The organism is Pseudomonas sp. LAIL14HWK12:I7 (assembly GCF_000483465.1).
GTDB lineage: Bacteria > Pseudomonadota > Gammaproteobacteria > Pseudomonadales > Pseudomonadaceae > Aquipseudomonas > Aquipseudomonas kermanshahensis.
In genome coordinates this window covers 22,039-46,228 of sequence record NZ_AXYZ01000001.1, presented here as the reverse complement: position 1 = coordinate 46,228, position 24,190 = coordinate 22,039, and the positions used below count along the sequence as shown (strand labels likewise).

The window sequence follows — 24,190 nt, the reverse complement described above, 5'->3', positions numbered from 1 at the left end:
GGCAGCGACGGTTCTGGATGGAGACGTTATTATGTTACCTGTTTCTGTCGAGCCGAGTATTCACCGTGTCCCGATTCCTAGCCCTTTTTGTCGCTTTCATCGCATTTTCAGCCCAGGCCGACGTGCGTGTGCTGACCAGTATCAAACCGCTGCAGCAGATTGCCGCCGCCGTTCAGGACGGGGTTGGCAGCCCGGATGTGCTGTTGCCGCCTGGCGCTTCGCCGCACCATTACGCCCTGCGCCCCTCCGACGTACGGCGCGTCGCGGATGCCGACCTGCTGTACTGGATCGGGCCGGACATGGAGAACTTTCTGCCGCGCGTGCTGAAAGGGCGGGACAAGGCCACCGTTGCGGTTCAGTCGCTGACTGGCATGCAGTTGCGCCATTTTGGCGAAGACAGCCACTCGCATGATGAAGACGACCACGACGACCATGACCACGATCACCGCCCAGGCAGCCTCGACGCGCACCTGTGGCTGTCGTCGGTCAATGCCCGGGTGATCGCAGCGAAGATGGCGGCGGACCTGGCCGAGGTCGACCCGGCCAATGCCCCGCGTTACCAGGCCAACCTGAAGGCCTTCGTCGAGCGTCTGGATGCCCTGGATGGGCGTATCAAGGCGCGGGTGGCGGGTATCGCCGACAAGCCGTATTTCGTGTTTCACGAGGCGTTCGATTACTTCGAGGCCAATTATGGTCTGAAGCACACCGGGGTATTCAGTGTGGCTTCCGAGGTGCAGCCGGGCGCGCAGCATGTGGCCGCCATGCGCAAGCGCCTGCAGGAAGTGGGCAAGACCTGCGTGTTCAGCGAGCCGCCGCTGCGGCCGCGGTTGGCGGAGACGCTGACGGCGGGGTTGCCGGTGCGGTTGGCCGAGCTGGATGCCTTGGGTGGCACGGACCCGGTGGATGCCAAGGGCTATGAGCGCCTGCTGGAGAAGCTGGGTAGCGACCTGGCGGGGTGCCTGGAGCAGCTCTAAGGCGCGCGGCTTTTTGGTGGGGTTGCGCCCTGCCTGCGGCCATGCGCGATCCTGGTAGGAGCAGCCTTGTGCTGCGAAGAGGCCGGTAAAAACACAGAAAATCTTTGCTGTTATTACCGGCCTCTTCGCAGCACAAGGCTGCTCCTACAGGTTCATCCTCGCTCTTGGTGGGTTCAGAGGGCGAACGGCAGGTGTAATGCCACCTGCTGGCGCTGCGCCAGGCGCACCTCGAACTCGCTCGGGTCATGGATCATCACATCCATCCCGGCAAACGATTCCGCCGCAATCAGGCGCGACAGCCAGAAACGCACACACCCGACCCGCAACATCTCGGGCCACAGCTCGGCCTCGGCGGCGGTGAACGGGCGCAGCGCCGCGTAGGCCGCCAGCAGCGCCTGGGCGCGTGGCACATCGAGGGCCCCGTGCTCATCGATACACCAGTCGTTCACGGTGATGGCGATGTCATATAGCATCGGCCCCGAGCAGGCGTTGTAGAAGTCGATCACACCGGTCAGGTGGGTGCCTTCGAACATCACGTTGTCGCGGAACAGGTCGGCGTGCAGGTTGGCCCGTGGCAAGGCCAGGATCTGCGCCTTGTGTGCATTGATTTCGTCCAGCGCTGGCTGCAACAGCGCAATCTGTTCGGCACTCAGGCGCGGCATCAGCTCGGCGCCAGACGCCAGCATCCAGTCCAGGCCACGGTCGGTCTTGCGCTCGATGACGTGGTTGCGGGTAGCCAGGTGGATGTGCGCGAGCAACTCGCCAACCTGGGCGCAGTGCTGGTTGTTGGGCACCTTGATGTGTTTGCCCGACAGCCGCGGCTGCAGCAACGCAGGCTTGCCACACAGTTCGCGCAGGCCATTGCCATCACGGTCACGCAGGGCGTACGGCACGGGCATGTCGGCGTCATGCAGCACGTCGAGCAGCTCGATGAAGAACGGCATGTCTTCGCTCGGGCCGCGCTCGATCAGCGTCAGGACGAACTCACCCTGTTCCAGGCTGACGAAGAAGTTGCTGTTTTCGGTACCGGCGGCGATGCCCTGGAAGTCGAGCAGACGGCCCAGCTGGTACGGCGCCAGAAAGGTTTCCAGCTCAGGCCGGGTCACGGGGGTGAAAACTGACATGATGAAAAATGCCCATACGGGCACTTCCGCCGGGAAGTGCCAGGTTAATGTGAACGATACGCGTCAGCTTACCACTCGAAGATCTTCCAGGACGGAATCAGCATGTCCGGCTGGTCGGAACGAATGAAATTGGCATCAGTGCCGTCGGCGCGTACCAGGAAATAAGGCTTGCCGTTTTTTGGCGTGATCTTGATCGCATACAGGAAGCCGTTCTGACGGTATTCCTGGATGGTTTTATCGCCTTCCGTGCGAATGGTCACCTCGGGATCGGCCGAGGGGGCGTCGTCCGCCGCCAGGGTGACGACTGGCATGGTTGCCAACAGACCGAGCAGTAACAGGCGATTGAGTGTACGCATGATAACCTTGTCCCTTTGTCGTCATTGATCCGGCTATTCTAGCTCCGGACCCGCCGAAAAGGTTGATTCTGCTCATGAGCCAAGCGCCCCTCGTCCTGGTGGACGGTTCCTCCTACCTCTACCGCGCTTTCCACGCATTGCCGCCGCTGACCACCTCCAAAGGCATGCCTACCGGCGCGGTCAAGGGTGTGCTGAACATGCTCAAGAGCCTGCGCAAGCAATACCCTGACAGCCTGTTTGCAGTGGTGTTCGACGCCAAGGGCGGTACCTTCCGCGATGCCATGTTCGCCGAGTACAAGGCCAACCGCCCGAGCATGCCCGATGACCTGCGGGTGCAGATCGAACCCCTGCATGCCAGCGTCAAGGCCTTGGGCTACCCCTTGCTGTGCGTCGAAGGCGTGGAGGCCGACGATGTCATCGGCACCCTGGCGCGCAGCAGCGCGGCGCAAGGCCGGCCGGTGATCATTTCGACGGGCGACAAGGACATGGCGCAGTTGGTGGACGGCCACGTCACCTTGGTCAACACCATGACCGGTAGCGTGATGGATGTTGCCGGCGTGCACGAAAAGTTCGGCGTCGGCCCCGAGCACATCATCGATTTCCTGGCCCTGATGGGCGACAAGGTCGACAACATTCCGGGCGTGCCGGGTGTGGGCGAGAAGACCGCTGCCGGCCTGCTGACCGGTATCGGTGGCGGCCTGCGTGATGTCTACGACAACCTCGACAAGGTCCCGGGCCTGAGCATCCGTGGCGCCAAGACCTTGCCGGCCAAGCTTGAGGAACACCGTGAGGCGGCGTTCCTGTCCTATGAGCTGGCCACCATCAAGATCGATGTGCCGCTGGATATCGAAGTCGAGGCGCTGGTCTGCGGCGAGCCAGACCGCGATGCGCTGCTGGCGTTGTACACCGAGATGGAGTTCAAGAGCTGGGTCGCCGACGTTCAGCGTGAAGCTGCCAGGGCCGGGGCAACCGTGGCCGTGCCTGAAGAAGCGGCGCCGGCGGCCAAGGCCGAACCGAAGTACGAGACGGTCCTCGACCAGGCCCGTTTCGACGCCTGGCTGGACAAACTGCGCCAGGCCTCGCTGTTTGCGTTCGACACCGAAACCACCGGCCTGGACGCGCAGCAGGCGCAACTGGTCGGCCTGTCGTTCGCGGTCGAGCCGTTCGAAGCCGCCTATGTGCCGCTGACCCATGACTACGAAGGCGCGCCGGTTCAGCTGGACCGCGAGGCTGTGCTGCTGGCGCTCAAACCCCTGCTCGAAGACGCAGCCAAAGCCAAAGTCGGGCAAAACGCCAAGTACGATATCAACATCCTGGCCAATGGCGCCCCGGCTATCCACATGCGCGGCGTGGCCTACGACACCATGCTCGAGTCCTATGTGCTGGACTCCACGGCCACCCGCCACGACATGGACAGCCTGGCGCAGAAGTACCTCGACCACACCACCATCACCTTCGAGCAGATTGCCGGCAAGGGCGCGAAACAGCTGACCTTCAACCAGATCCCGTTGGACAAGGCTGGCCCGTACGCCGCCGAGGACGCCGACATCACCCTGCGCCTGCACCAGGCGCTGCAGGCGCGCCTGGCCAAAACCCCAAGCGTGCAGCCGGTGCTGATGGACATCGAGATGCCGCTGGTGCCGGTGCTGGCCAAGATCGAGCGCCAGGGCGCGCTGGTGGATGCCGAGCTACTGCACGTGCAAAGCGGCGAACTGGGCGTGAAGATGGCCGAACTGGAGCGCCGCGCCTACGAACTGGCTGGCGAGACCTTCAACCTGGGCTCGCCCAAGCAGTTGGGTGCGATCCTCTACGACAAGCTGGGCATGCCGGTGCTGAGCAAGACCGCCAAGGGCCAGCCGTCTACCGCCGAGGCGGTACTCGACGAACTGGCCGAGCAAGGCTACCCGCTGCCTGAGGTACTGATGCAGTACCGCAGCCTGAGCAAGCTCAAGAGCACCTACACCGACAAACTGCCAGGGCAGATCAACCCACGCACCGGGCGCATTCACACCTCTTACCAGCAGGCGGTGGCGGCCACCGGGCGCCTGTCGTCGAGCGACCCGAACCTGCAGAACATCCCGATTCGCACCGCCGAAGGGCGGCGTATCCGCCAGGCGTTCGTGGCCAGCCCTGGCTACAAGCTGCTGGCGGCGGACTATTCGCAGATCGAGCTGCGCATCATGGCTCACCTGGCCAAGGACGAAGGTTTGCTGCATGCCTTCCGCAACAACCTCGACGTGCACCGCGCCACTGCAGCTGAAGTGTTCGGCGTGCCGCTTGAGGCTGTTACCACCGACCAGCGCCGCAGCGCCAAGGCCATCAACTTCGGCCTGATCTACGGCATGAGCGCCTTTGGCCTGGCCAAGCAGATCGGCGTCGACCGCAAGCAGTCCCAGGACTACATCGACCGCTATTTCGCCCGCTACCCGGGCGTGCTGGCCTACATGGAGCGCACCCGCGCTCAGGCCGCCGAGCAAGGCTTCGTCGAAACGCTCTTTGGCCGTCGCCTGTACCTGCCAGACATCAACGCCAAGAACCCGGCCCTGCGCAAAGGCGCTGAGCGGACGGCGATCAACGCACCGATGCAGGGTACGGCTGCCGATATCATCAAGCGGGCGATGGTCAATGTGGACAACTGGCTGACCGAGAGCGGCCTGGATGCCCGCGTGATCCTGCAGGTGCACGATGAATTGGTGCTGGAGGTGCGTGAGGAGTTGGTCGAGCAGGTAAAAGATGAAATTCGATTGCACATGAGCCGTGCCGCGCAGCTGGATGTGCCGTTGCTGGTTGAAGCAGGCATTGGCGCGAATTGGGACGAAGCTCACTGATTGAGCCGGCAAAGCTGTGTAGGATCTGCGACGTAGTGAAGCGGATCCTGGCATGGCTAGATGCCATTAGTGCTGGAGTTTCATGAAACTATCGCAAATAGTTTTCAGGGCTTCGGAACTAAACCGGTGAAGCGGAACTCAGAGTAACTGAATGGCTGGTGAAGCCCTTCGATGCTCCTATGTTGTGTTAAGTGTTGGCAGATATCTGGACCCCGCCCTAGCGGTCCGGACTTGGACCCCGAACTTCCCCCTCCCCATACGAAGTCCGGGGTTTTTTTTGCCTGCGATTTGCCTGACAGGCGCTGCTGCTCCCCACTGTAGGAGCAGCCTTGTGCTGCGAAAGGGCCAATATGGGCAACAGATATCTACAGCCTGACATGGCCTCTTCGCAGCACACGGCTGCTCCTACTGGAGTCTATGCAGGTTTTCAGGCCACGGGCTTGTCTTCCAGCTCCATCCAGTCCGCCAGCACGCGGTAGGCTTCGTCCACCCCCAGGCGCTTCGGTGCCGAGAACAGTTGGATGGTCACTGCGTCGCCCCAGCCCTTGCGGATCTCCGACTGCACCTTGAGCAAGGTGTTCTTGCCGGCGCCGTGGGTGAGTTTGTCGGCCTTGGTCAGCAGGATGTGCATCGACATGCGGCTGGCCTTGGCCCAGTCGAGCATCATCTTGTCGAAGTCGGTCATCGGATGCCGCACGTCCATCATCAGGATCACACCGCGCAGGCACTCACGGCTGCCCAGGTAGGCTTCCAGGTGGCGCTGCCAGTGCTGCTTGAGTGGAATCGGTACTTTTGCATAACCATAGCCCGGCAGGTCGACCAAACGCCGTTCATCGTCCAGACTGAAGAAATTCAACAGCTGGGTGCGCCCCGGGGTTTTCGAGGTACGCGCCAGGCTGGCATGAGTCAGGGTATTGAGGGCGCTGGATTTGCCGGCGTTGGAACGGCCGGCGAAAGCCACCTCGTAACCCTGGTCGTCCGGGCATTGTTCGACCTTGGCTGCGCTGAGGGCGAATGTGGCTTTCTGGCAGAGGCCGAGGATGGGGTTCTTGACTTGCATGGGATATCCGATGTGGGTGTTGCCTGACTCTGAAGGCTCGAGCCTGGCAAGCGGTGTCGTTTCCGTTTGGATGGCGGAAGTATATAATGCCCCAGTTTTTGTGTGCTCATTCTCCCAGCGAAGGAGAGCGAGCATGGGGTGTCGAACAATAGCTCGCGCATCAGAACGCAGCGCGGCCCCCAACCCTGAAGGTCGTTCCGCATGGCGAAATGGCTGCTTGCTGTCGGTATGTTCCTGCCGTTTTTCAGCGCACAGGCTACACAGGATCCCGAGGTGTTGTACAACCGCACGTGTGCGGCCTGTCACGCCGGTCAGTTGCCACAGGCCCCCCAGCAGGGTGACCGGGCAGCATGGGAGCCAAGGCTGGCGCAAGGTGTGGATGTACTCGTGAGGCATGTGACCCAGGGTTTCAAGGCTATGCCGCCGCGTGGATTGTGCATGGACTGCAGTGCCGAGGACTACCGTTTGGTCATCCTTTGGATGAGCGGCAGTCCCGATACATAACATTTCACCCTTAGCCGTGTTGGATTAGCTGATGAACAAACTAGTCGTGAGTCTGCTGTTGACCATGGGTGTCGCAGGTGCGGCCATTGCTGCGGAACCTATCAAAGGCGATGCCGCCGCCGGCCAGGCCAAGACGGCCGTCTGTGGTGCCTGCCACAACCCCGACGGCAATAGCCTGGCACCGAACTTCCCGAAACTGGCAGGCCAGGGCCAGCGTTACCTCGAAAAACAACTGCACGATATCAAGTCCGGCAAGCGCACCGTGCTGGAGATGACCGGCATGCTGGCTGCCTTCAGTGACCAGGACCTGGCCGATATCGCGGCGTACTTTGCTAGCCAGAAAGGTAGCGTCGGGGCGGCCGACCCCAAGCTCGTCGAACGCGGCCGCGCCTTGTTCAATGGCGGCGACCTGGAAAAAGGCATGCCCGCCTGTACCGGCTGCCACTCACCGAACGGCGCAGGTAACGCCCTGGCCGGCTACCCGCACCTGGGTGGGCAGCACTCGCAATACGTGACCAAGCAACTGACCGAGTTCCGTGAAGGCGTGCGTACCAACGATGGCGATGCCATGACCATGCGTACCATCGCGGGCAAGCTGAGCAACCACGATATCGAAGCGTTGGCCAGCTACATCCAGGGCCTGCACTGAGGTGTATGGCGAGTTCTTCGTGGGCAAACCCGCGAAGAAGCTGGCGTATTAACATTCGGTTAATGTTGTAAGCCAAAGATGAAAGGGCGGCCGGACCGCCCTTTTTTACGTCCGCAGCCGTTACACTACAGAACTCGGGCCTGGCCCGGCCTGTCTCAACACAGGTCGCGTCGAGGCGACCCATGAATGCTCAGGAGTAAAGCATGCGTAAACTGATTCTCAGCGCTGCGCTGGTCGCCGCCAGCGTATTCGGTATGACCGCGGTACAGGCCGCCGAGCCTGTTGCCGGCAAGGAATATCTCGAGCTGAGCAACCCTGTTCCGGTTTCCGTGCCTGGCAAGATCGAAGTGGTCGAGCTGTTCTGGTACGGCTGCCCTCACTGCTACCACTTCGAGCCGGTAATCAACCCGTGGGCTGAAAAACTGCCGAAAGACGTTAACTTCAAGCGCGTACCGGCCATGTTTGGTGGCGCGTGGGACGCTCACGGCCAGATGTTCCTGACCCTCGAAGCCATGGGCGTCGAGCACAAGGTGCATGCCGCTGTCTTCGACGCCATCCAGAACCAGAAAAAGCGCCTGACCGAGCCTCAGGACATGGCCGACTTCCTCGCCACCCAAGGCGTGGACAAGGACAAATTCCTCGCCACCTTCAACTCCTTCGCCATCAAAGGCCAGGTCAACCAGGCCAAGGAACTGGCGAAGAAGTACGAAATCACCGGCGTACCGAGCATGGTCGTCAACGGCAAGTACCGCTTCGACCTGGGCACCGCAGGCGGGCCAGAGGGCGTGCTGAATGTTGCCGACCAGCTGATCGCCAAGGAGCGCGCCGCTAAGTAAGCGGCGTACCCATGCCCCGCTTCCGAAGCACGCGTGGCATTGGCCTGCACCAGCCGCAGGTCAACGAACATCACCTGCAGGCGCCTGGCCTGCCAGAGGATGGGCGCCTGCGGCTGCTCAGTTTCAATATTCAGGTTGGCATCAGCACTGAGCGCTACCGGCATTACCTGACCCGCAGCTGGCAGCACCTGCTGCCGCACACCGGGCGTGCCAGCAACCTGCAGAAAATCGGCAAGCTGCTCAGTGACTTCGACCTGGTGGCCTTGCAGGAAGCCGATGGCGGCAGCCTGCGTTCGGGCTACATCAACCAGGTCGAACACCTGGCCCAACTGGGTGCCTTCCCTTACTGGTACCAGCAGCTCAACCGTAACCTCGGGCGCTTCGCCCAGCACAGCAACGGCGTGCTCAGCCGCCTCAAGCCGCAACACCTTGAAGACCACCCCCTGCCCGGCCCGGCCGGCCGCGGTGCCATTCTGGTGCGCTTCGGCGAGGGTGAAGATGCGCTGATCGTGGTGATGATGCACCTGGCGCTCGGCGCCAAAACCCGCGCCCTGCAGCTTGGCTACATTCGCGAGCTGATTGGCGGCTACCGCCATCAGGTGTTGATGGGTGACATGAACACCCATGCCACCGACCTGCTGGAGCACTCCCCCCTGCGCGACCTGGGCCTGGTTGCCCCGCAAGTCGAGGCCACCTTCCCCAGTTGGCGACCGCAGCGTTGCCTGGACCATATCCTGCTCAGCCCAAGCCTCACCCTTGAGCGCGTGGAGGTGTTGGCGCAGCCAATTTCCGATCACCTTCCCGTTGCCGTCGAGATTCGATTGCCTGATGCATTGACTGTGGATACGCTGCCGGTTTTGAGCTAATTGCCATCACCGTTTGCGGGCCCGGGCATGACTGACGACGCTGAGCGCTGGAAAGAGAAATACCTTAAGAGCATCGAGCAGCAAGAGAAGCTTGAACGCCGTTGGGACGCACGTCTCGACCTGTTGCGTCGTGGGCTGGTGCGCAGCACCCTGGCTGCCGAAGGCAGTGACAAGGTGGTGGACCAGTGCATGAAGGAAATGCGCGAGGTCATCCGCAGCGACAATATGGACGCTGGCCTTGCCGGGCTGATTCCGCGCCTGGAAAAAGCCGTGCTGGATTCCGAGCAACGCCGGGAAACCCGCATGAACCAGGTCAGCGATGCGCTGACGGCGCTGGTCACTCAGCTGCAAGGCTTGCCGCTGCCAAGCGACATTTCGCGGCCGCTGAAAAAACTGGCGAAGAAACTCGACGGCGGGGTTGCCCAGTCGCGTGAGCTGCCCCCGTTGCTGGGCGAGCTGAGCGGCCTGCAAGGTCGCGCGCTGGATGCGTTGGGCAAGCCTGAAGAAGAGCGGCCAGGCTTTTTGCAGCGCTTGTTTGGTGGTCGTGACAGCGAGCAGCCCGACGAAGCAGAGGTTGCACTGGCGGCGGCGCCTGTTGTGGCAATGGCTGAGGCCGTGGCGCCGCCCGTTGCCGCCCCCGTTCAGCACGTTGCCGAAGACCCGCAGCCCGAGGATGTAGACGCACTGCTGCCCTTGGCACCCCCAGCACTGGCTGAGCCGGCCTTGGTAGCGGAGCTGGAAGGGCCGGCGCTGATCGAAACCGCAGACGTGCCGAGCGCGCCACAACCCGAACCTGTGCCGGATGAGCCGCCAGCGCCAGAGCCAGCCCTCAGCCAACCCACGCCAGAGGCCGCACCGCCGCAGACGCTGGAAGAAACGTTCGGTGAAGATGGCCCCTATGCCCTGCCCTACGCGGTAGAGCCGCCCTACAGCCAAGTGGCCGCCCATATCGAGCAGACCCTGATCGGCCTGCTTGACGACCTCAGCCTGCCCGAGCGGCACAAGGCCCAGGCCCTGGAAATGCGCGAGCGGGTGGCGCGGGGGCTGAATTGGTACGAACTGATCCCGGTGCTCGACGACTTGGCGGTGCTGATGCTGGCGATCACCGACAGCGGCCAGCACGAATTCGAGACCTACCTGCAACAGCTCAACGTGCGCCTGGAAGGTTTCCAGAGCCACCTGCACGAAGCCAGTGCCGGGCATGCCGACAACAGCACCGCCGCCGAGGCGCTGGACACCCAGCTCCGCCAGCAGGTCGATGGGCTGCAGAGCAGTGTGAAGGGTGCCGCCGACGTGGACAGCCTCAAGCACATCCTGGAAAACCGGCTCGAGGGCTTGCTGGTGACCATGGACGAGCACAAGCACGAGCGTGATCGCCGCGAGCAGGAACTTGCCGGTCGCCTGCAGGGCCTGTCCGAGCGTGTGGCGAACATGGAGCACGAGGCGCTTGGCTATCGCGAGCACCTTGAAGAGCAGCGGCAAAAGGCCTTGCTCGACCCGCTGACCGGCTTGCCCAATCGCGCGGCCTGGAGCGAGCACCTGGAACGCGAGATGCTCGACTGGCAGGAAAACGGCGGCCACTTGGCCATGGCGATTCTCGACCTGGACCACTTCAAGCGCATCAACGACAACTATGGGCACCTGGCGGGTGACAAGGTGCTGAAGATCGTCGCTGACCAGCTGCGCAAGCGCTTGCGCGGGCGCGACTTCATCGCCCGCTTTGGCGGTGAGGAATTCGTCCTGCTGTTCCCGCAGACTTCACCCGCCGCGGCCGCACAGATGGCTGAGCTACTGCGTGCGACCATCGAAGCCTGCCCGTTCCATTTCAAAGGCGAGCGCGTGGTGATCACCGCCTCCATTGGCTTGGGTGCATTCCGCTCCGGCGAGCGCGGTGACCAGGTGCTCAAGCGCGCCGATACCGCGCTGTACCGTGCCAAGGACTTGGGGCGCAACCGTGTCGAGCAGGGGTAAGGGGCGGCACTGACTCACGGCGAGCACAGGCCATTCAGAGCACGTTATACTGTAGCGCTTACACGCTGAGGCCGCCGACGTGCTTTCCACCGTTAAAAAAACACTGCTCACCTGCTTGCTGGTTGCTGTTGCGGGTTGCTCGACGGGCCTGCGCATCGACCGCAGCCACCCGTCGGCCAACCAGGACGAGCGTATCCAGTTTGTCGTCCTGCACTACACCAATGCCTCGCTCGAGCGCTCATTGGCGCTACTGACCCATGGCGAGGTCAGCAGCCACTACCTGATCGGCGATGGCCCGGCCACGGTCTATCAGCTGGTGGATGAAAGCCGCCGCGCCTGGCACGCCGGTGACAGCCAATGGCAAGGGCGCACCTGGTTGAATTCGACCTCGATCGGTATCGAAATCGTCAACCCAGGGTTCACCGATACGCCGAATGGCCGAGTCTGGCACCCCTACAGCGAAGCCCAGGTTCAGGCCTTGATCGCGCTGCTCAAAGACATCGTCAAACGCAACAACATCGACCCCCGGCATATCGTTGGCCACAGCGATATCGCGCCGTTGCGCAAGCTCGACCCAGGCCCGTTGTTCCCGTGGAAGCGCCTGGCCGACGCGGGTATCGGTATCTGGCCCGAGCCTAACGCAGTGGCGCGGCAACAAGCCTTCTTCAGCGTCAACCCGCCGAGCGTGAGCTGGTACCAGCAGGAGCTGGCGCGTTTCGGCTATGCGATCGCGCAAACCGGTGAACTCGACGTGGCCACCCGGCATGTGATCGCGGCGTTCCAGATGCGCTTCCGCCCACAACGCTTCGATGGCATGCCCGATGCCCAGACGGCCGCCATGCTGCAAGTGCTCAACCGCATGCGTTGATGCAGGGGGAATGGGCTGCGCAGCAGCCCTTGACCCGTTAATCGCCCAACGGCGAGGATGATTCTCGATTCAGTTGCTATACCTTGGTAATCAACTGGATGCCCTTGATGTCAGCCCTCATCGCCACGCTGCGCCAAATTTTTTACCGTCCCTGGATGCTGGCCTCACTGGCAGCACTGGCCAGCGCCGCACTGTTGCTCAGCGCCAGCATCGGTATTGCCCTGCAGCAGATGAAACAAAGCGAGAGTGAACAGATGAATGCGCAGGGCGAGCGCTTTCTCGATCGCCTTGAGCAGGTATTCGGCCAGCTTCGTGAAGGGGTCGACACCCTGCAGGCGCAGCCCTTGCGCGGCTGCAGCCCAGAGATGCTGGCGGCATTGCAGCAGGTGGGCCTGAGTTCGCGCTTCATTTATGAAGCCGCGTACGTCGATGCCCATGTCGCCTGCTCCAACCGGGGGGATGAACGGGCCTTCGAGCCACTGCGCGCGCCCGACATCAAGGGGCCGACCTACAGCTACTGGTTGAACACCACGATCGAGCCCGACGAAAATCTGGCAGCCCTGATGCTGGGGCGTGGCAATTTCGTGGTGTCCACGTCGCGCGGGCACCTGACCGATGTTGTCGACCTGCCGCCCGGTGGCAGCCTAGTGGTGGTGCTGGACAACGGTACCCGGGCCATCCCGGTACTAGGCCCGCCGCAGGTGTGGCCACCGCCCTCGGCCTGGTCGGCCAGCCACAAGTCGCTGCTCGAATTGAGCGACCGCCTCATCTACCGCATGCCGACCAAATCGCCGGATTACCAACTGGTGCTGATTGCGCCACGCGCCAGCCTGCCCCTGCGCATGAACGGCATGCTCTGGCTGCTGTTCCCTGGCAGCGTGCTGGCCGCCTGCTGCATTGGCTGGCTGGTGTTGCAGCTGATTCTGCAGCGGCGCTCGATGAGCTCGGAGCTGCAGAACGCACTGCGCCGGGGCGAACTGCAGGTGCTTTACCAGCCGATCATCGAACTCGACACACGGCGTTGTGTCGGTGCCGAGGCCCTGGTGCGCTGGCGCCGCCCGGACGGCACCTTGACCAGCCCGGACTTGTTCATTCCGTTGGCCGAAAATACCGGGCAGATCCGCCAGATCACTGACTTTGTCTTGCAGCGGGTGCTTGAGCAGTTGGGCCAGTTGCTGCGTTCGCACCGCAACCTGTACATCTCGGTAAACCTTGCGGCGTGTGATGTGATGGTCCCGCGCATTGGCCGGGTGGCGGCGCGGCTGCTGGCCTTGCACCGGGTGGCGGCCAGCCAGATCGCCTTCGAGGTGACCGAACGCGGCCTGATCGACGTGGTGGTGGCGCGCGACAACCTGCAGGCTCTGCGTGCGGTGGGCCACCAAGTGTTGATCGACGATTTTGGCACGGGTTATTGCAGCCTCGCCTACCTGCAGACGCTGCCCGTGGACTGCCTGAAGATCGACAAGGCCTTCATTGACGCCTTGGGGCACGACGCCGCCAGCAGCGGTGTGGCCCCGCACATCATCCGCATGGCCCACGACCTGCACCTGCGGGTGATTGCCGAAGGCATCGAATGCGAAGACCAGGCGGTGTTGCTCAACAGTGAAGGGGTCAATTACGGCCAAGGCTGGTTGTTCGCCCGGCCGTTGAACGCCCGTCAATTTGCCGAGCTGGTGACCCGCGGGTGGCGGGCGGTGCCGGCGCGGCGGGGTACCGATGAGTCTTGAGGGCAAACCCTGTCGTCAGACCGGCAATGCCATGTAGAACTGAGTGCCCTGCCCCGGCCGGGAAAATACGCCCATTCTGCCACCGTGCAGTTGCACGATTTCTTTGCACAACGCCAGGCCAAGCCCCGCGCCACCTTTTTTGCGCCCTACCTGCACAAACGGCTCGAAGATGCGCCCTTGCTGCCCATAGGCGATACCCTCGCCGTTGTCTTCGACACTGATGATCACCCGCTCCGCATGCCGCCTGGCGTGAAGCCGTATACGGCCACCGCTGGGGGTATGGCGGACGGCGTTGTGCAGCAGGTTGTCCAACACCCGGTCGAGCTGGGCGATGTCGGCCTGAATACGTGGCAGCGGCAGTTCCAGCTCCTTGATCAATTCGATCTGCTTGTGCGCGGCCTGCTCGGTAAAACGCAGCTGCGCGCGCTCCAGCAGCTCATCGATGGCACAGGGGGCGAGGTCAAGCTTCTGCAGGCCGCTCTGGTAGCGCGAGAAATTGAGCAGGTCGTTGATCAGTTGGGTCAGCCGCTGCATTTCCTCGCCGATGGTCTCGAGCAGGTCGTACTCGCGCGCCTCGGGCGGGAACTTCACCCGCTCACGCAGCAGGCCGAACGCCATGTGCATGCCCGTGACCGGGGTGCGCAGTTCGTGCGAGGCACGCAGCACGAACTCGCTGCGTACGCGCTCGAAGGCCCGTTGTTCGGTGACATCGTGCAGCACCATCACCGCACCCAGGATCGGCCCCTGGGGGTGGCTGACCGGTGTCAGGCTGTAGGTCAGCAGGCGGGTTTCTTCATCGACGTCGATGCTCAGGTCGTCGGGTGGGCGATCAAGGCTGCCACCGCGCAGCACTTGGCGTAGCTGTTGCTCCAGCTCCGGGCGTTGCAAGGCTTCGGCCAGGGTGTTGCCTAGGCGGCTGTCGCTCCAGCCCAGCTGGCGCTGCGCCACAGGGTTGAGGTGTTCCAGGCGGCCTTGGCGGTCAATGATCAGCAGGCCATCGTCGATGCTGTCGAGCACCGCTTGCAGGCGTTGCTGGCCGGCCAGCAGTTCATCGACGTTGGTTGCCTGGTGCTTACGCAGGGCGTCGGCCATGAGCCCGAAACGGCGGGTCAGCTGGTTCAGCTCGATGGCCTGGGTGACTGGCAGCGTCACATCGAAGTCGCCCTTGCCGAGTTGATCGGCCGCCTTGGCCAAGGCTTCGATCGGTTGGCCGAAGCGTCGCGCGATGTTGTGCGCCGTGATGAAACCCAGCACGAGGATCACCAAGCCCATCAGGCCAAGGACGCCGCTGACCATCAAGGCGCGATCGCGGGTATGTTCCTCGCTGCGGGTAATGTGATCCAGTGCTTGCTTGTGGGCGTCGATGAGGTCGGTGCGCACTTGGTTGAAGGCAGCCCCCAGGGGCTGGTCCATACCCATGCTGCGCGCCGGTGCGGGGCTGTCGCGGTAGGCCTCGAGGAAGGTCTGGTAGTTGCTGCTGGCCTTGCTGAAGCCGGTGCGTTCGCCGCCTTGTTCAAGCCCTTGGTTGAGCAGGGACTGGAAGTTGTCTTGCAGCACTTGCAGGCTTTGCGGCGCGGTGTCCTCGTCAAGGATTAGGGTCAGCTGTTCGCCGAGGTTCTGCCGCAATTTAAGCCCCACTTCCAGGGCGTGGGTGGTGTCACGCACGAGCTGCTGTTGCACCGAGGCCATCTGCAGCACGCTCACCAGGCCCAGCATCAGGCCGAGCAAGGCCACCGTGACCAGCGCCGAAATGCTGAGGAAAAGCCGCGTGCGCAGCTTCATCTGCCACTTCATAGGTTGTACTGCTTACGTTTGCGATACAGGGTCGAGGCATCGATGCCCAGGGTTTTGGCGGCCTGGTCAAGGGTATCGCTGGCAGCCAGCACCGCGCCGATGTGGGCGCGTTCCAGTTCATCCAGGCTCAAGGCTGCGCCAACCCGTGGTGCGTTGCCGGCGGGTTGTTCGCCCATGCCCAGGTGGCTGATCTCGACGCGCTCCTGCGGGCAGATGATGCTGGCGCGTTCGACCACGTTGCGCAGTTCACGGATGTTGCCAGGCCAGCGGTAGTTGAGCAGGGCTGCACGGGCTTCGTCGCTGAAGCCGCGGGCGGGCCGGGAGTATTCCTTGACGAAGCGGGCCAGAAAACGATCGGCCAGGGTCAGGATGTCTTCGCTGCGCTCGCGCAGGGGCGGCAGGTGCAAGGTGATCACGTTCAGGCGGTACAGCAGGTCTTCGCGGAAGCGGCTTTCGCGCACCATCTCCTCGAGGTTGAGGTTGGTGGCAGCCAGAATGCGCACATCGGCGCGTCGGGTGACCGGGTCACCCACGCGCTCGTACTCCTTGTCCTGGATAAAGCGCAGCAGCTTAGGCTGCAAGGTCAGTGGGAAATCACCGATTTCATCCAGGAACAACGTGCCGCCGTCGGCCTGGCTGACCCGGCCAAGGGTGCTCTCGCTGGCACCGGTGAAGGCGCCGCGGGTATGGCCGAACAGCTCGCTTTCCATGAGCTCGGCATTCAGCGAGGGGCAGTTGATGGTGACGCAGGCTTTGCGCGCACGCTTGCTCCAGCCATGAATGGCGCGGGCCAGCTCGCCCTTACCGGTGCCGGACTCGCCCAGGATGAGGATGTTGGCATCGGTGGTTGCGACCTGGCGCGCCGTTTCCAGCACCACCATCATGGCCGGGCTGTGCGAGTCGAGGCCGTCCTTGGGTTTGCGCACCTCGCCTTCGAGGGCTTCGAGGCGTGCCGACAGTTGGCGCACTTCCAGCTGTTTGGCGGTGGCCAGGCGCAGCTGGTCTGGGCTGCAGGGCTTGACCAGGTAATCGGCCGCCCCTGCCTGGATGGCATCCACCGCGGTGTCGATCGCCGAATGCGCGGTCACGATCACCACCCGCATCCAGGGGGCCTGGATGCGCATCTGCGCCAGTACGTCGAGGCCGTTGTCCTCGCCCAGGCGCAGGTCGAGGAAGCACAGGTCGAACACCTGGCGTTGCAACAAGGTTTCGGCCTGGGCGGCACTGTTGGCGGTGGCCACGCTATAGCCTTCGTCTTCGAGGCAGTAGCGGAAGGTGCGCAGGATCGCGGACTCGTCATCCACCAGCAGAATGCGGCCTTGGTTGTCCTGGGCTGATTCCATTTCCTGCGCTCCTTAGGATAGATCTTCAATTAGTGTGGGAAAAATCGGGCAAGTTGCATGGTCAATTCTGAAGGATTCTGTCCTTTGCATGCTAGCCAATGGCCAAAGTAAGCCCGAAAACCGCGATATCTCGATGATTTGCTTAGAGCTACGCGCTGGCACATTGGTTGCGACTATTTTCTGTTTTTGCCAACAAAGGAGGCACAGCCATGCCCTTTTCCCCACGACTGGCCGTGTTGGCGGCCACCTTGCTGCCGGTATTGACCCCGGCATTCGCTGACCCTGTGCAGGACGCCCGCCTGGAGGGCTCGCTGCAAACCGCGTTATCGCTCAACAGGATGCTCAACCCGTTTCGCATCGATGTCGAGGTGGACGGCCAGCAGGCGCGGCTGACCGGTGAGGTCGAGAACGATGTCGAGCGCCAGTTGGCCGAGCATGTCGCCCTGGCTACGCGCGGTATCGAAAAGGTCGACAACCAGTTGAAGGTCAATGCCCAGCTGGTGGAGCGCCCGCTGGAACTGCGGGCTTATGCACAGCGGCTGGAAGATGCAACGTTGGCTGCCGTGATCAGGGCACGGCTGCTGTGGAGCCGCACGACCGAGAAAGCGCCTATCGAGGTGCAAAGCAGCGATGGCGTGGTGACGCTTCGCGGCAGGGTCGACAGCGCAGAGGCCAAGGAGCTGGCCGGTGTGGTGGCGCGGACCACCGACGGCGTGCACCTGGTCAACAACCTGGTCAGCCTGGATACCGCCGCCATGGCCAAGGCTCGCGAGAACCCGGTGGGTGCCCCGACCGGGCCGCAACCCAGCGATAGCTGGATCGTCGACAAGATCCAGAACAGCTTCCGTTTCAGCCGTAACCTCGATGGCCTGAATCTCAAGGTGGCCAGCCAAGAGGGCCTGGTGCGGCTGTCGGGAGAGGTGGTCAGCAGCGAGCAGAAAACCATCGCCGTGGAGATCGCCCGGCAGATCATCGGCGTGCGCGGTGTGGACGCCGACCTGCTCAAGGTCGCGACCAAGGTCGAGGGCTGATCGTGCAATTCGCACGACGCCAAGGACGGCATCGTGCAGGATACGTCCTTCGGTGCCATGGGTGATTATCTTAAGTATATGATTTTAAAGGAATTTTATTGAATTCAAAGGCTGGCATGCAGGCTGCAATTACCTGTTCAGGTTTGAACAACAATTACAGCAGGAGGAGCCGGCATGAACCGCCAATCCGTCAACCGCTCGCAGAACGCCGCACTGCCTTTGCGCCAGTTCCTGTTTCTCGGCATGGCGCTGCTGATGACTTTGGCCGCCGGCCTCTTCTACTACAGCTGGCAGACCGCGCGTCTGGCGGATCAAGTGGCGGCGCAGACCGCGCTGTTGACGCAGATTCAGGCAACCCGTGCCAGTACCCTGGTGAGGGCGGCTGACCCGCTGCCTTCGCCTAAGGCCGATGCTTCGCCGGCCACCGTAGAAACTGTCGTACCCCAGGATCGCTGGGTGTTCTGAGCCTGTCCTGGACGCCTAGGGCCGGATTGATTTCAAAAAAGAAAGGAGAACCACCATGCTGAGTTGGGCTATCACTTTCCTCATCATCGCCATTGTCGCCGCCGTACTGGGCTTCGGTGGTATCGCTGGCGCCGCCACGGGTATCGCGAAGATCCTGTTCATCGTCTTCCTGGTCCTGTTCGTAGCCTCCTTCTTCTTTGGACGTGGTCGAGGTTGACGATGAGCAGGAAGCTTTGCACTGCCCTGGCTGCCGCCTTGTTGCTGGGCGGCAGTGCAGGGGCGATGGCGGCCAATGACGGCCAGGTCCGGGTCGACCAGTTGCTCGGCTCGGACCCTGAATACCGGGAAGCCTGGGAGGACACGATCAAGGGCGAGGAACGGCTGCCCGATTGGGTAGTCAACCTCACCGGCAGTGCCCAGGAGCAGATGTCGGCAGTCACCGAGGACGGTGACCAGTACCTGGTCGGCCCCCTGTGCGAAACGGCGGACAACTGCACTTACAAACGCCTGATCGTGGCGTTCAGTTGGGACAAGGACGATGCCTACGGGATGCTCGTGGAGGTACCCGAAGGCTTGCCGAGCGACAAGTCGCCTACCCGTCATGCGCAGTACCGCTGGCTTGGCAAGCCGGATGACGGCATGAAGGCGATGTTGCGCGAGCAACTCAAGCGTGACCCGAAATGGTACTGAGCTTTTAGCCAGTGCTGATGAACGGTAACGCACTGTCACGTAATAGAAGCTGAACCTTTTTATAGTTCAGGCTTCTATGATGCGCCGCCCTGAGGAGGGGCAGCACATGACCATGGGGCCGGGCTGTTCTGATTGTTGCAAGATCGGAGTGGCCTAGGGGTACAGGGAGTGCCTCCAGTATTGGGCCGGGTCAGGAAAGGCGGAATCGGAAGCCTCAGGTCGGGTGTGTCATCGGGGACACCGCACCGACCTGACTTCCGAGGAGCCATCAGCCATTTCATCAATGCCATCGTCCAATGGCCCTTCTTGCGTGTTTTTCGCTTCGGGACACATTTTGTCTCGACCGTACATCACATTTTTTTTCCGTTCGATGCCGCTGTCGCAAGTGTCATTTCGGCCATTCGGATTGTCGAACAAGCCATTCATCCCCCTCCCTACGCACTGCCATATCGGCCCAAAAATGGCGCTTTGGTCTTGTTCGGGTTTCCGAACGTTATAAATCAAGCACTTGCGACATGCCATTTTCAGCGCAAACCGTTATGCAGTATCGGCATGGGATATGCGTTTCCGGCATTAGATTTCCCCCTTCCCCATCGCAATAGTTGCCGCCTTTTCGCTGGCCCGAGCGCCCTGTCGCTCGCTCGCGGTGTCCTTACATGAGGTCGCCGGACGGAAGCTTTTTCGCTCACCGTGACGTTGCCAACGGCTCTGTTACGCGCGTTTTCGTTCGACGCCCATGACCACTAGAACAAAGGGTAAAGACATGAAGAAGGCAAAACTGAGCCTCGCCTGGCAGATCGTTATCGGTCTGGTCCTGGGCGTTGCAATCGGCGCGCTACTGAATCATTTCAGTGCGGAAAAGGCATGGTGGATCAGCAACGTCCTCCAGCCCGCTGGTGACATCTTCATTCGCCTGATCAAGATGATCGTCGTCCCGATCGTGATTTCGTCGCTGATCGTGGGCATCGCCGGAGTTGGCGACGCGAAGAAACTGGGCAGCATCGGCCTCAAGACCATCATCTACTTCGAAGTGGTGACCACCATCGCCATCGTCGTCGGTCTGGTGTTGGCCAACCTGTTCCACCCGGGCGCCGGCATCGACATGAGCACCCTGGGTACCGTGGACATCTCCAAGTACCAGGCCACCGCGGCCGAAGTGCAGCATGAGCACGCGTTCATCGAAACCCTGCTGAACCTGATCCCGTCGAACATCTTCGCAGCGCTGATGCGTGGCGAAATGCTGCCGATCATCTTCTTCTCGGTAATGTTCGGCCTGGGCCTGTCGAGCCTGCAGGCAGAACTGCGCGACCCGCTGGTGCGTACCTTCCAGGCTGTGTCGGAGACCATGTTCAAGGTCACCCACATGATCATGAACTACGCCCCGATCGGCGTATTCGCCCTGATCGCCGTCACCGTCGCCAACTTCGGCTTCAGCTCGCTGCTGCCGCTGGCCAAGCTGGTGTTGCTGGTGTACTTCGCCATCGCCTTCTTCGCCTTCATGGTGCTGGGCCTGGTGGCGCGCGTGTTCGGCTTCTCGGTGATCAAGATCATGCGCATCATGAAAGATGAGCTGATCCTGGCCTACTCCACCTCCAGCTCCGAAACCGTGCTGCCACGGGTGATCGAGAAGATGGAGAAGTACGGTGCGCCGAAGTCGATCTGCTCGTTCGTGGTACCGACTGGCTACTCGTTCAACCTCGATGGTTCGACCCTGTACCAGAGCATCGCGGCAATCTTCATTGCCCAGCTGTACGGCATTGACCTGTCGTGGAGCCAGCAGCTGCTGCTGGTCCTGACCCTGATGGTCACCTCCAAAGGCATTGCCGGTGTACCGGGCGTATCCTTCGTGGTACTGCTGGCGACCCTGGGCAGCGTGGGCATCCCGCTGGAAGGCCTGGCCTTCATCGCTGGTGTCGACCGCATCATGGACATGGCCCGTACCGCACTGAACGTGGTCGGCAATGCCCTGGCCGCGCTGGTTATCGCACGCTGGGAAGGCATGTACGACGCTGCCAAGGGCGAGCAGTACTACGCCTCGCTGATGGCCGACAAGCAGGAAGCTGCAGTGGTTGGCCAGACCGCCAAACGCTGAAGCTAACGCGTTGAACAAAAAGCCCCGACTTGTCGGGGCTTTTTGCTATCTGTTGTAAAGCACACCGGCCTGTAGGAGCAGCCTTGTGCTGCGAAGAGGCCGGGGCAGGCGCTGAGAACAGAACAGTTGTCACCGGCCTCTTCGCAGCACAAGGCTGCTCCTACAGGGGGGTGGGCTACGTTTGGCGCTAATGAACAGCTCGATACGCTATCATTCGGGCATTTTTCAGGGGGAATACACGGATGCTCAACGGCCTTTGGCTCGGCTTTTTTCTGGTGGCGGCCGTGTCCGCCCTGGCCCAATGGCTGATCGGCGGTAACGCCGGCATCTTCGCGGCGATGGTCGAGAGCATCTTTGCCATGGCCAAGCTGTCGGTGGAGGTGATGGTCCTGCTGTTCGGCACCCTGACCCTGTGGCTGGGCTTTCTGAAAATCGCCGAGAAGGCCGGCATCGTCGAATGGCTGGCCAAGGTGCTTGGCCCGCTGTTCGCCAGGCTGATGCCAGAGGTACCCAAGGGCCACCCTGCCCTGGGCCTGATCACCATGAACTTCGCCGCCAATGGCCTGGGCCTGGACAACGCGGCCACGCCGATCGGCCTGAAGGCCATGCGGGCGCTGCAGGAGCTCAACCCCAGCAGCACCACCGCGAGCAACGCGCAGATCCTGTTCCTGGTACTCAACGCCTCGTCGCTGACCCTGTTGCCGGTGACCATCTTCATGTACCGCGCGCAACAAGGCGCGGCCGACCCGACGATGGTGTTCCTGCCGATCCTGCTGGCCACCAGCGTGTCGACTCTGGTCGGCCTGCTGTCGGTGGCCGTCATGCAGCGCCTGCGTTTGTGGGACCCGGTGGTACTGGCGTATCTGATCCCCGGTGCGCTGCTGTTGGGCTGCTTCATGGCCTTTCTCGGCACCTTGTCGGCGGCCGCGCTGTCGAGCCTGTCGTCGCTCCTGGGCAACCTCACGCTGTTTGGCGTGATCATGCTGTTTCTGGTGATCGGCGCGCTGAAGCGGGTCAAGGTGTACGAAGCCTTTGTCGAAGGGGCCAAGGAAGGCTTCGACGTGGCCAAGAACCTGCTGCCTTACCTTGTGGCCATGCTGGTGGCGGTGGGTGTGCTGCGCGCCTCGGGCGCCCTGGAGCTGGCGCTGGATGGCATTCGCCATGCGGTGAACTGGATGGGCCTGGATACACGCTTCGTCGAAGGCCTGCCCACCGCGCTGGTCAAGCCGTTCTCCGGCAGTGCCGCCCGGGCGATGTTGATCGAGACCATGCAGACACAAGGCGTGGACAGCTTCCCGGCGCTGGTCGCAGCGACCATCCAGGGCAGTACCGAGACCACGTTCTATGTGCTGGCGGTGTACTTCGGTGCGGTGGGCATCCAGCGGGTGCGCCACGCGGTCGGTTGCGCACTGCTGGCGGAGTTCTCCGGGGTGGTCGCGGCGATCTTCGTCTGCTACTGGTTCTTCGGCTGAGCCTGCGCGGCCTGGGCGACTGTCCAGGCCACCACCTGCCCTGCCAGCTGGTCGCTGGCCGCGCCGAAGCCTGCGACGACAGCCGCGACCTGCTTGTCGGCCAACGGCCGGCGGATTTCGAACCGTTTGCTGGCCAGAATGCGCTGGCTACGGCCCTGGACCAGCCGCGCATCGTAACGAATCACCACCTCCACTGCCCCGTCCGGGCGGTACTCGCTTTGAAACGCCTGCAGTTCGCCGGCCAGCTCGTAGTCAGCCTGCAGGTTGCTGTCGTCGGCGCTCAGGCGCTGCACCTGGCCGTCACGCTGGAACCCGTCGAGCAGGCGGTTGCGCAGCAGTACCGGCACAGCGTCGCTCCAGCGTGCGCCCTTGTAGCTGCTGACCACGTCCCCTTGTGGAATCACCGTGATCCGGGGGCCGGCCAGCACTTCGCTGGCCAGCGGTTTGTTCAGCCGCAGCGACCAGTCCAGCGGCGTGGCAACGCGGCTTGGCTGGTTCACGGGCAGGCGATAGAGGTCCACAGGTTCGCTTGGCGGCAGGATCGAGCAGGCACTGGCCAGGCTCATCGCGGCCGCCAGGGCCAACAGGCGCAGCGAAGGTTTCATGGCTGGAACTCCTTGTTGTTGTCGCGGCCGAGCAGGTAGCCGCTCGGGTCGGCCTCCAGTTGCCGGGAAATGCCCTTCAGTGCGTTGAGGGTCTCGCGCAGCTCGCGGATTGCGGGGGTTAGCTGGTTCAGGCCCTGGGCACCGTCGCCAATGGCCTCACTGTTGTTCTTGAGCAGCTGGTTGATGGTTGCCGTGCTGTCGGCCAGCGACTGCATGGCCTGCCCGGCATTGCCGATGGCTTGCTTGCCTTCGCTGCCGAGCAGGCCGTTGGCGTTGCGCATCAGTGCCTGGGTTTCGGCCAGGGTGGCGCTGGCCTGTTTGCCAACCTGCACCAGTTGCTCGATGGCCTGGGCAATGCCGCCGTTCTGGCCGGCGAAGGCACTGGTGGTCTTGTCGAGGTTGGCCAGGGTGCTGCTGAGGTGGCCAATGTTGTCGTCAGAGAACATCTGGTTGGCGTTGTGCAGCAGCAGGTTGATGTTGGTCACCAGGTCGCTGCTGTCGTTGAGCAGGCGTGAGATCGGCGAAGGCGAAGCGATGATCACGGGCAACTTGCCGTCCTTGCCCTTGAGCTCCGGGCTGTGGGGCGTGCCGCCGCTGAGCTGGATGAACGAGTTGCCGGTGACCCCGGCCAGGGTCAGCTTGGCCTGGGTGTCTTCCTTGACCGGTGTGTCGCCGCTCAGCCGTACGCGGGCGAGCACGCGGCGCGGGTCTTTGGGGTCCAGGCGCAGGGTCGACACGTCGCCGACCTTGATGCCGTTGTACTGCACCGGGCTACCCCGGGACAGGCCCGAGACGGCTTCGTTGAACACCACTTCGTAATCCTTGAAGGCATCGTCGACACTGGACTTGGTCAGCCACAGGCCGAACAGCATGGCACCGGCCACCACCAGGACGGTGACCAGGCCAATGAGGACATGATGTGCTCGGGTTTCCAT

Annotated in this window: 22 protein-coding genes; 15 read left to right on the top strand and 7 right to left on the bottom strand. The window is 62.5% G+C overall.

The genetic code is table 11. The features are described from left to right. Positions 1 to 17 precede the first annotated feature (17 nt). Positions 18 to 974: a zinc ABC transporter substrate-binding protein gene (locus D886_RS0100210; RefSeq protein ID WP_050580704.1), complete on the top strand. Its 957-nt coding sequence runs from the start codon at positions 18 to 20 to the stop codon at positions 972 to 974. Between the two features lie 173 nt (positions 975 to 1,147). On the opposite strand, the gene D886_RS0100205 is transcribed toward D886_RS0100210, so the two are convergent. Then, positions 1,148 to 2,098 carry a homoserine kinase gene (locus D886_RS0100205; protein WP_027591977.1) on the bottom strand — a complete coding sequence of 317 codons (951 nt, stop codon included), beginning with the start codon at positions 2,096 to 2,098 and terminating at the stop codon, positions 1,148 to 1,150. 68 nt (positions 2,099 to 2,166) lie between these two features. Then, entirely contained in the window at positions 2,167 to 2,454 is a 288-nt protein-coding gene (locus D886_RS0100200; protein ID WP_010951520.1) for a DUF2782 domain-containing protein, read from the bottom strand. Positions 2,455 to 2,528: 74 nt separating this feature from the next. Between D886_RS0100200 and polA the strand changes: the two genes are divergently transcribed. Beyond that, positions 2,529 to 5,282 carry a DNA polymerase I gene (gene polA / locus D886_RS0100195; protein WP_027591976.1) on the top strand — a complete coding sequence of 918 codons (2,754 nt, stop codon included), beginning with the start codon at positions 2,529 to 2,531 and terminating at the stop codon, positions 5,280 to 5,282. Between the two features lie 427 nt (positions 5,283 to 5,709). On the opposite strand, the gene yihA is transcribed toward polA, so the two are convergent. Then, positions 5,710 to 6,342, bottom strand: coding sequence for a ribosome biogenesis GTP-binding protein YihA/YsxC (yihA, locus tag D886_RS0100190; RefSeq protein WP_027591975.1), 633 nt, complete (start codon positions 6,340 to 6,342; stop codon positions 5,710 to 5,712). A 201-nt stretch (positions 6,343 to 6,543) separates the two neighbouring features. On the opposite strand from yihA, the gene D886_RS0100185 reads away from it, so the two are divergent. From D886_RS0100185 to D886_RS0100155, 7 genes are all read left to right on the top strand, one after another. Further along, positions 6,544 to 6,846, top strand: coding sequence for a cytochrome c5 family protein (locus D886_RS0100185; protein WP_027591974.1), 303 nt, complete (start codon positions 6,544 to 6,546; stop codon positions 6,844 to 6,846). A 31-nt stretch (positions 6,847 to 6,877) separates the two neighbouring features. After that, positions 6,878 to 7,495, top strand: a complete 618-nt coding sequence (locus D886_RS0100180) for a cytochrome c (protein WP_027591973.1) — start codon at positions 6,878 to 6,880, stop codon at positions 7,493 to 7,495. A gap of 203 nt (positions 7,496 to 7,698) precedes the next feature. After that, positions 7,699 to 8,331, top strand: a complete 633-nt coding sequence (gene dsbA, locus D886_RS0100175) for a thiol:disulfide interchange protein DsbA (protein WP_027591972.1) — start codon at positions 7,699 to 7,701, stop codon at positions 8,329 to 8,331. Positions 8,332 to 8,342: 11 nt separating this feature from the next. Continuing rightward, complete coding sequence (locus tag D886_RS0100170) at positions 8,343 to 9,197, top strand: endonuclease/exonuclease/phosphatase family protein (RefSeq protein WP_027591971.1); 855 nt, start codon at positions 8,343 to 8,345, stop codon at positions 9,195 to 9,197. Between the two features lie 27 nt (positions 9,198 to 9,224). Further along, a complete protein-coding gene (locus D886_RS0100165) occupies positions 9,225 to 11,168 on the top strand; it encodes a GGDEF domain-containing protein (protein WP_027591970.1) in 1,944 nt (647 codons plus the stop codon). 79 nt (positions 11,169 to 11,247) lie between these two features. Continuing rightward, complete coding sequence (locus D886_RS0100160; RefSeq protein WP_027591969.1) at positions 11,248 to 12,036, top strand: N-acetylmuramoyl-L-alanine amidase; 789 nt, start codon at positions 11,248 to 11,250, stop codon at positions 12,034 to 12,036. Between the two features lie 107 nt (positions 12,037 to 12,143). Then, a complete protein-coding gene (locus D886_RS0100155; protein ID WP_027591968.1) occupies positions 12,144 to 13,763 on the top strand; it encodes an EAL domain-containing protein in 1,620 nt (539 codons plus the stop codon). 15 nt (positions 13,764 to 13,778) lie between these two features. Here D886_RS0100155 and D886_RS0100150 read toward each other — a convergent pair whose 3' ends face one another. Both D886_RS0100150 and algB read right to left on the bottom strand, forming a co-directional pair. Further along, on the bottom strand, positions 13,779 to 15,557 hold the full coding sequence (locus tag D886_RS0100150) for a KinB sensor domain-containing domain (RefSeq protein WP_027591967.1): 1,779 nt from the start codon (positions 15,555 to 15,557) through the stop codon (positions 13,779 to 13,781). Beyond that, positions 15,554 to 16,900 carry a sigma-54-dependent response regulator transcription factor AlgB gene (gene algB, locus D886_RS0100145; protein WP_027591966.1) on the bottom strand — a complete coding sequence of 449 codons (1,347 nt, stop codon included), beginning with the start codon at positions 16,898 to 16,900 and terminating at the stop codon, positions 15,554 to 15,556. The genes D886_RS0100150 and algB overlap by 4 nt, the downstream gene beginning before the upstream one ends. A 209-nt stretch (positions 16,901 to 17,109) precedes the next feature. Between algB and D886_RS0100140 the strand changes: the two genes are divergently transcribed. The 6 genes from D886_RS0100140 to D886_RS0100115 all read left to right on the top strand — a co-directional run bounded on the left by D886_RS0100140 (position 17,110) and on the right by D886_RS0100115 (position 22,650). Continuing rightward, a complete protein-coding gene (locus tag D886_RS0100140; protein WP_027591965.1) occupies positions 17,110 to 17,931 on the top strand; it encodes a BON domain-containing protein in 822 nt (273 codons plus the stop codon). Positions 17,932 to 18,105: 174 nt separating this feature from the next. After that, complete coding sequence (locus D886_RS0100135) at positions 18,106 to 18,396, top strand: hypothetical protein (RefSeq protein WP_027591964.1); 291 nt, start codon at positions 18,106 to 18,108, stop codon at positions 18,394 to 18,396. 55 nt (positions 18,397 to 18,451) lie between these two features. Next, a complete protein-coding gene (locus D886_RS27515) occupies positions 18,452 to 18,613 on the top strand; it encodes a DUF1328 domain-containing protein (RefSeq protein WP_003252966.1) in 162 nt (53 codons plus the stop codon). 2 nt (positions 18,614 to 18,615) lie between these two features. Further along, the gene (locus D886_RS0100125; protein ID WP_027591963.1) at positions 18,616 to 19,086 is read left to right on the top strand and encodes an inhibitor of vertebrate lysozyme family protein; all 471 of its coding nucleotides are present in this window, start codon (positions 18,616 to 18,618) and stop codon (positions 19,084 to 19,086) included. Between the two features lie 763 nt (positions 19,087 to 19,849). Then, positions 19,850 to 21,178, top strand: coding sequence for a glutamate/aspartate:proton symporter GltP (gene gltP / locus D886_RS0100120; protein WP_027591962.1), 1,329 nt, complete (start codon positions 19,850 to 19,852; stop codon positions 21,176 to 21,178). A 242-nt stretch (positions 21,179 to 21,420) separates the two neighbouring features. Then, on the top strand, positions 21,421 to 22,650 hold the full coding sequence (locus D886_RS0100115; protein ID WP_027591961.1) for a nucleoside recognition domain-containing protein: 1,230 nt from the start codon (positions 21,421 to 21,423) through the stop codon (positions 22,648 to 22,650). Here D886_RS0100115 and D886_RS0100110 read toward each other — a convergent pair. Beyond that, positions 22,632 to 23,255 (bottom strand): ABC-type transport auxiliary lipoprotein family protein, encoded by a 624-nt coding sequence (locus D886_RS0100110; RefSeq protein ID WP_027591960.1) that lies wholly within the window; start codon positions 23,253 to 23,255, stop codon positions 22,632 to 22,634. The two genes, D886_RS0100115 and D886_RS0100110, sit on opposite strands and share 19 nt — an antisense overlap. Further along, the gene (locus D886_RS0100105) at positions 23,252 to 24,190 is read right to left on the bottom strand and encodes an MlaD family protein (protein ID WP_027591959.1); all 939 of its coding nucleotides are present in this window, start codon (positions 24,188 to 24,190) and stop codon (positions 23,252 to 23,254) included. The genes D886_RS0100110 and D886_RS0100105 overlap by 4 nt, the downstream gene beginning before the upstream one ends.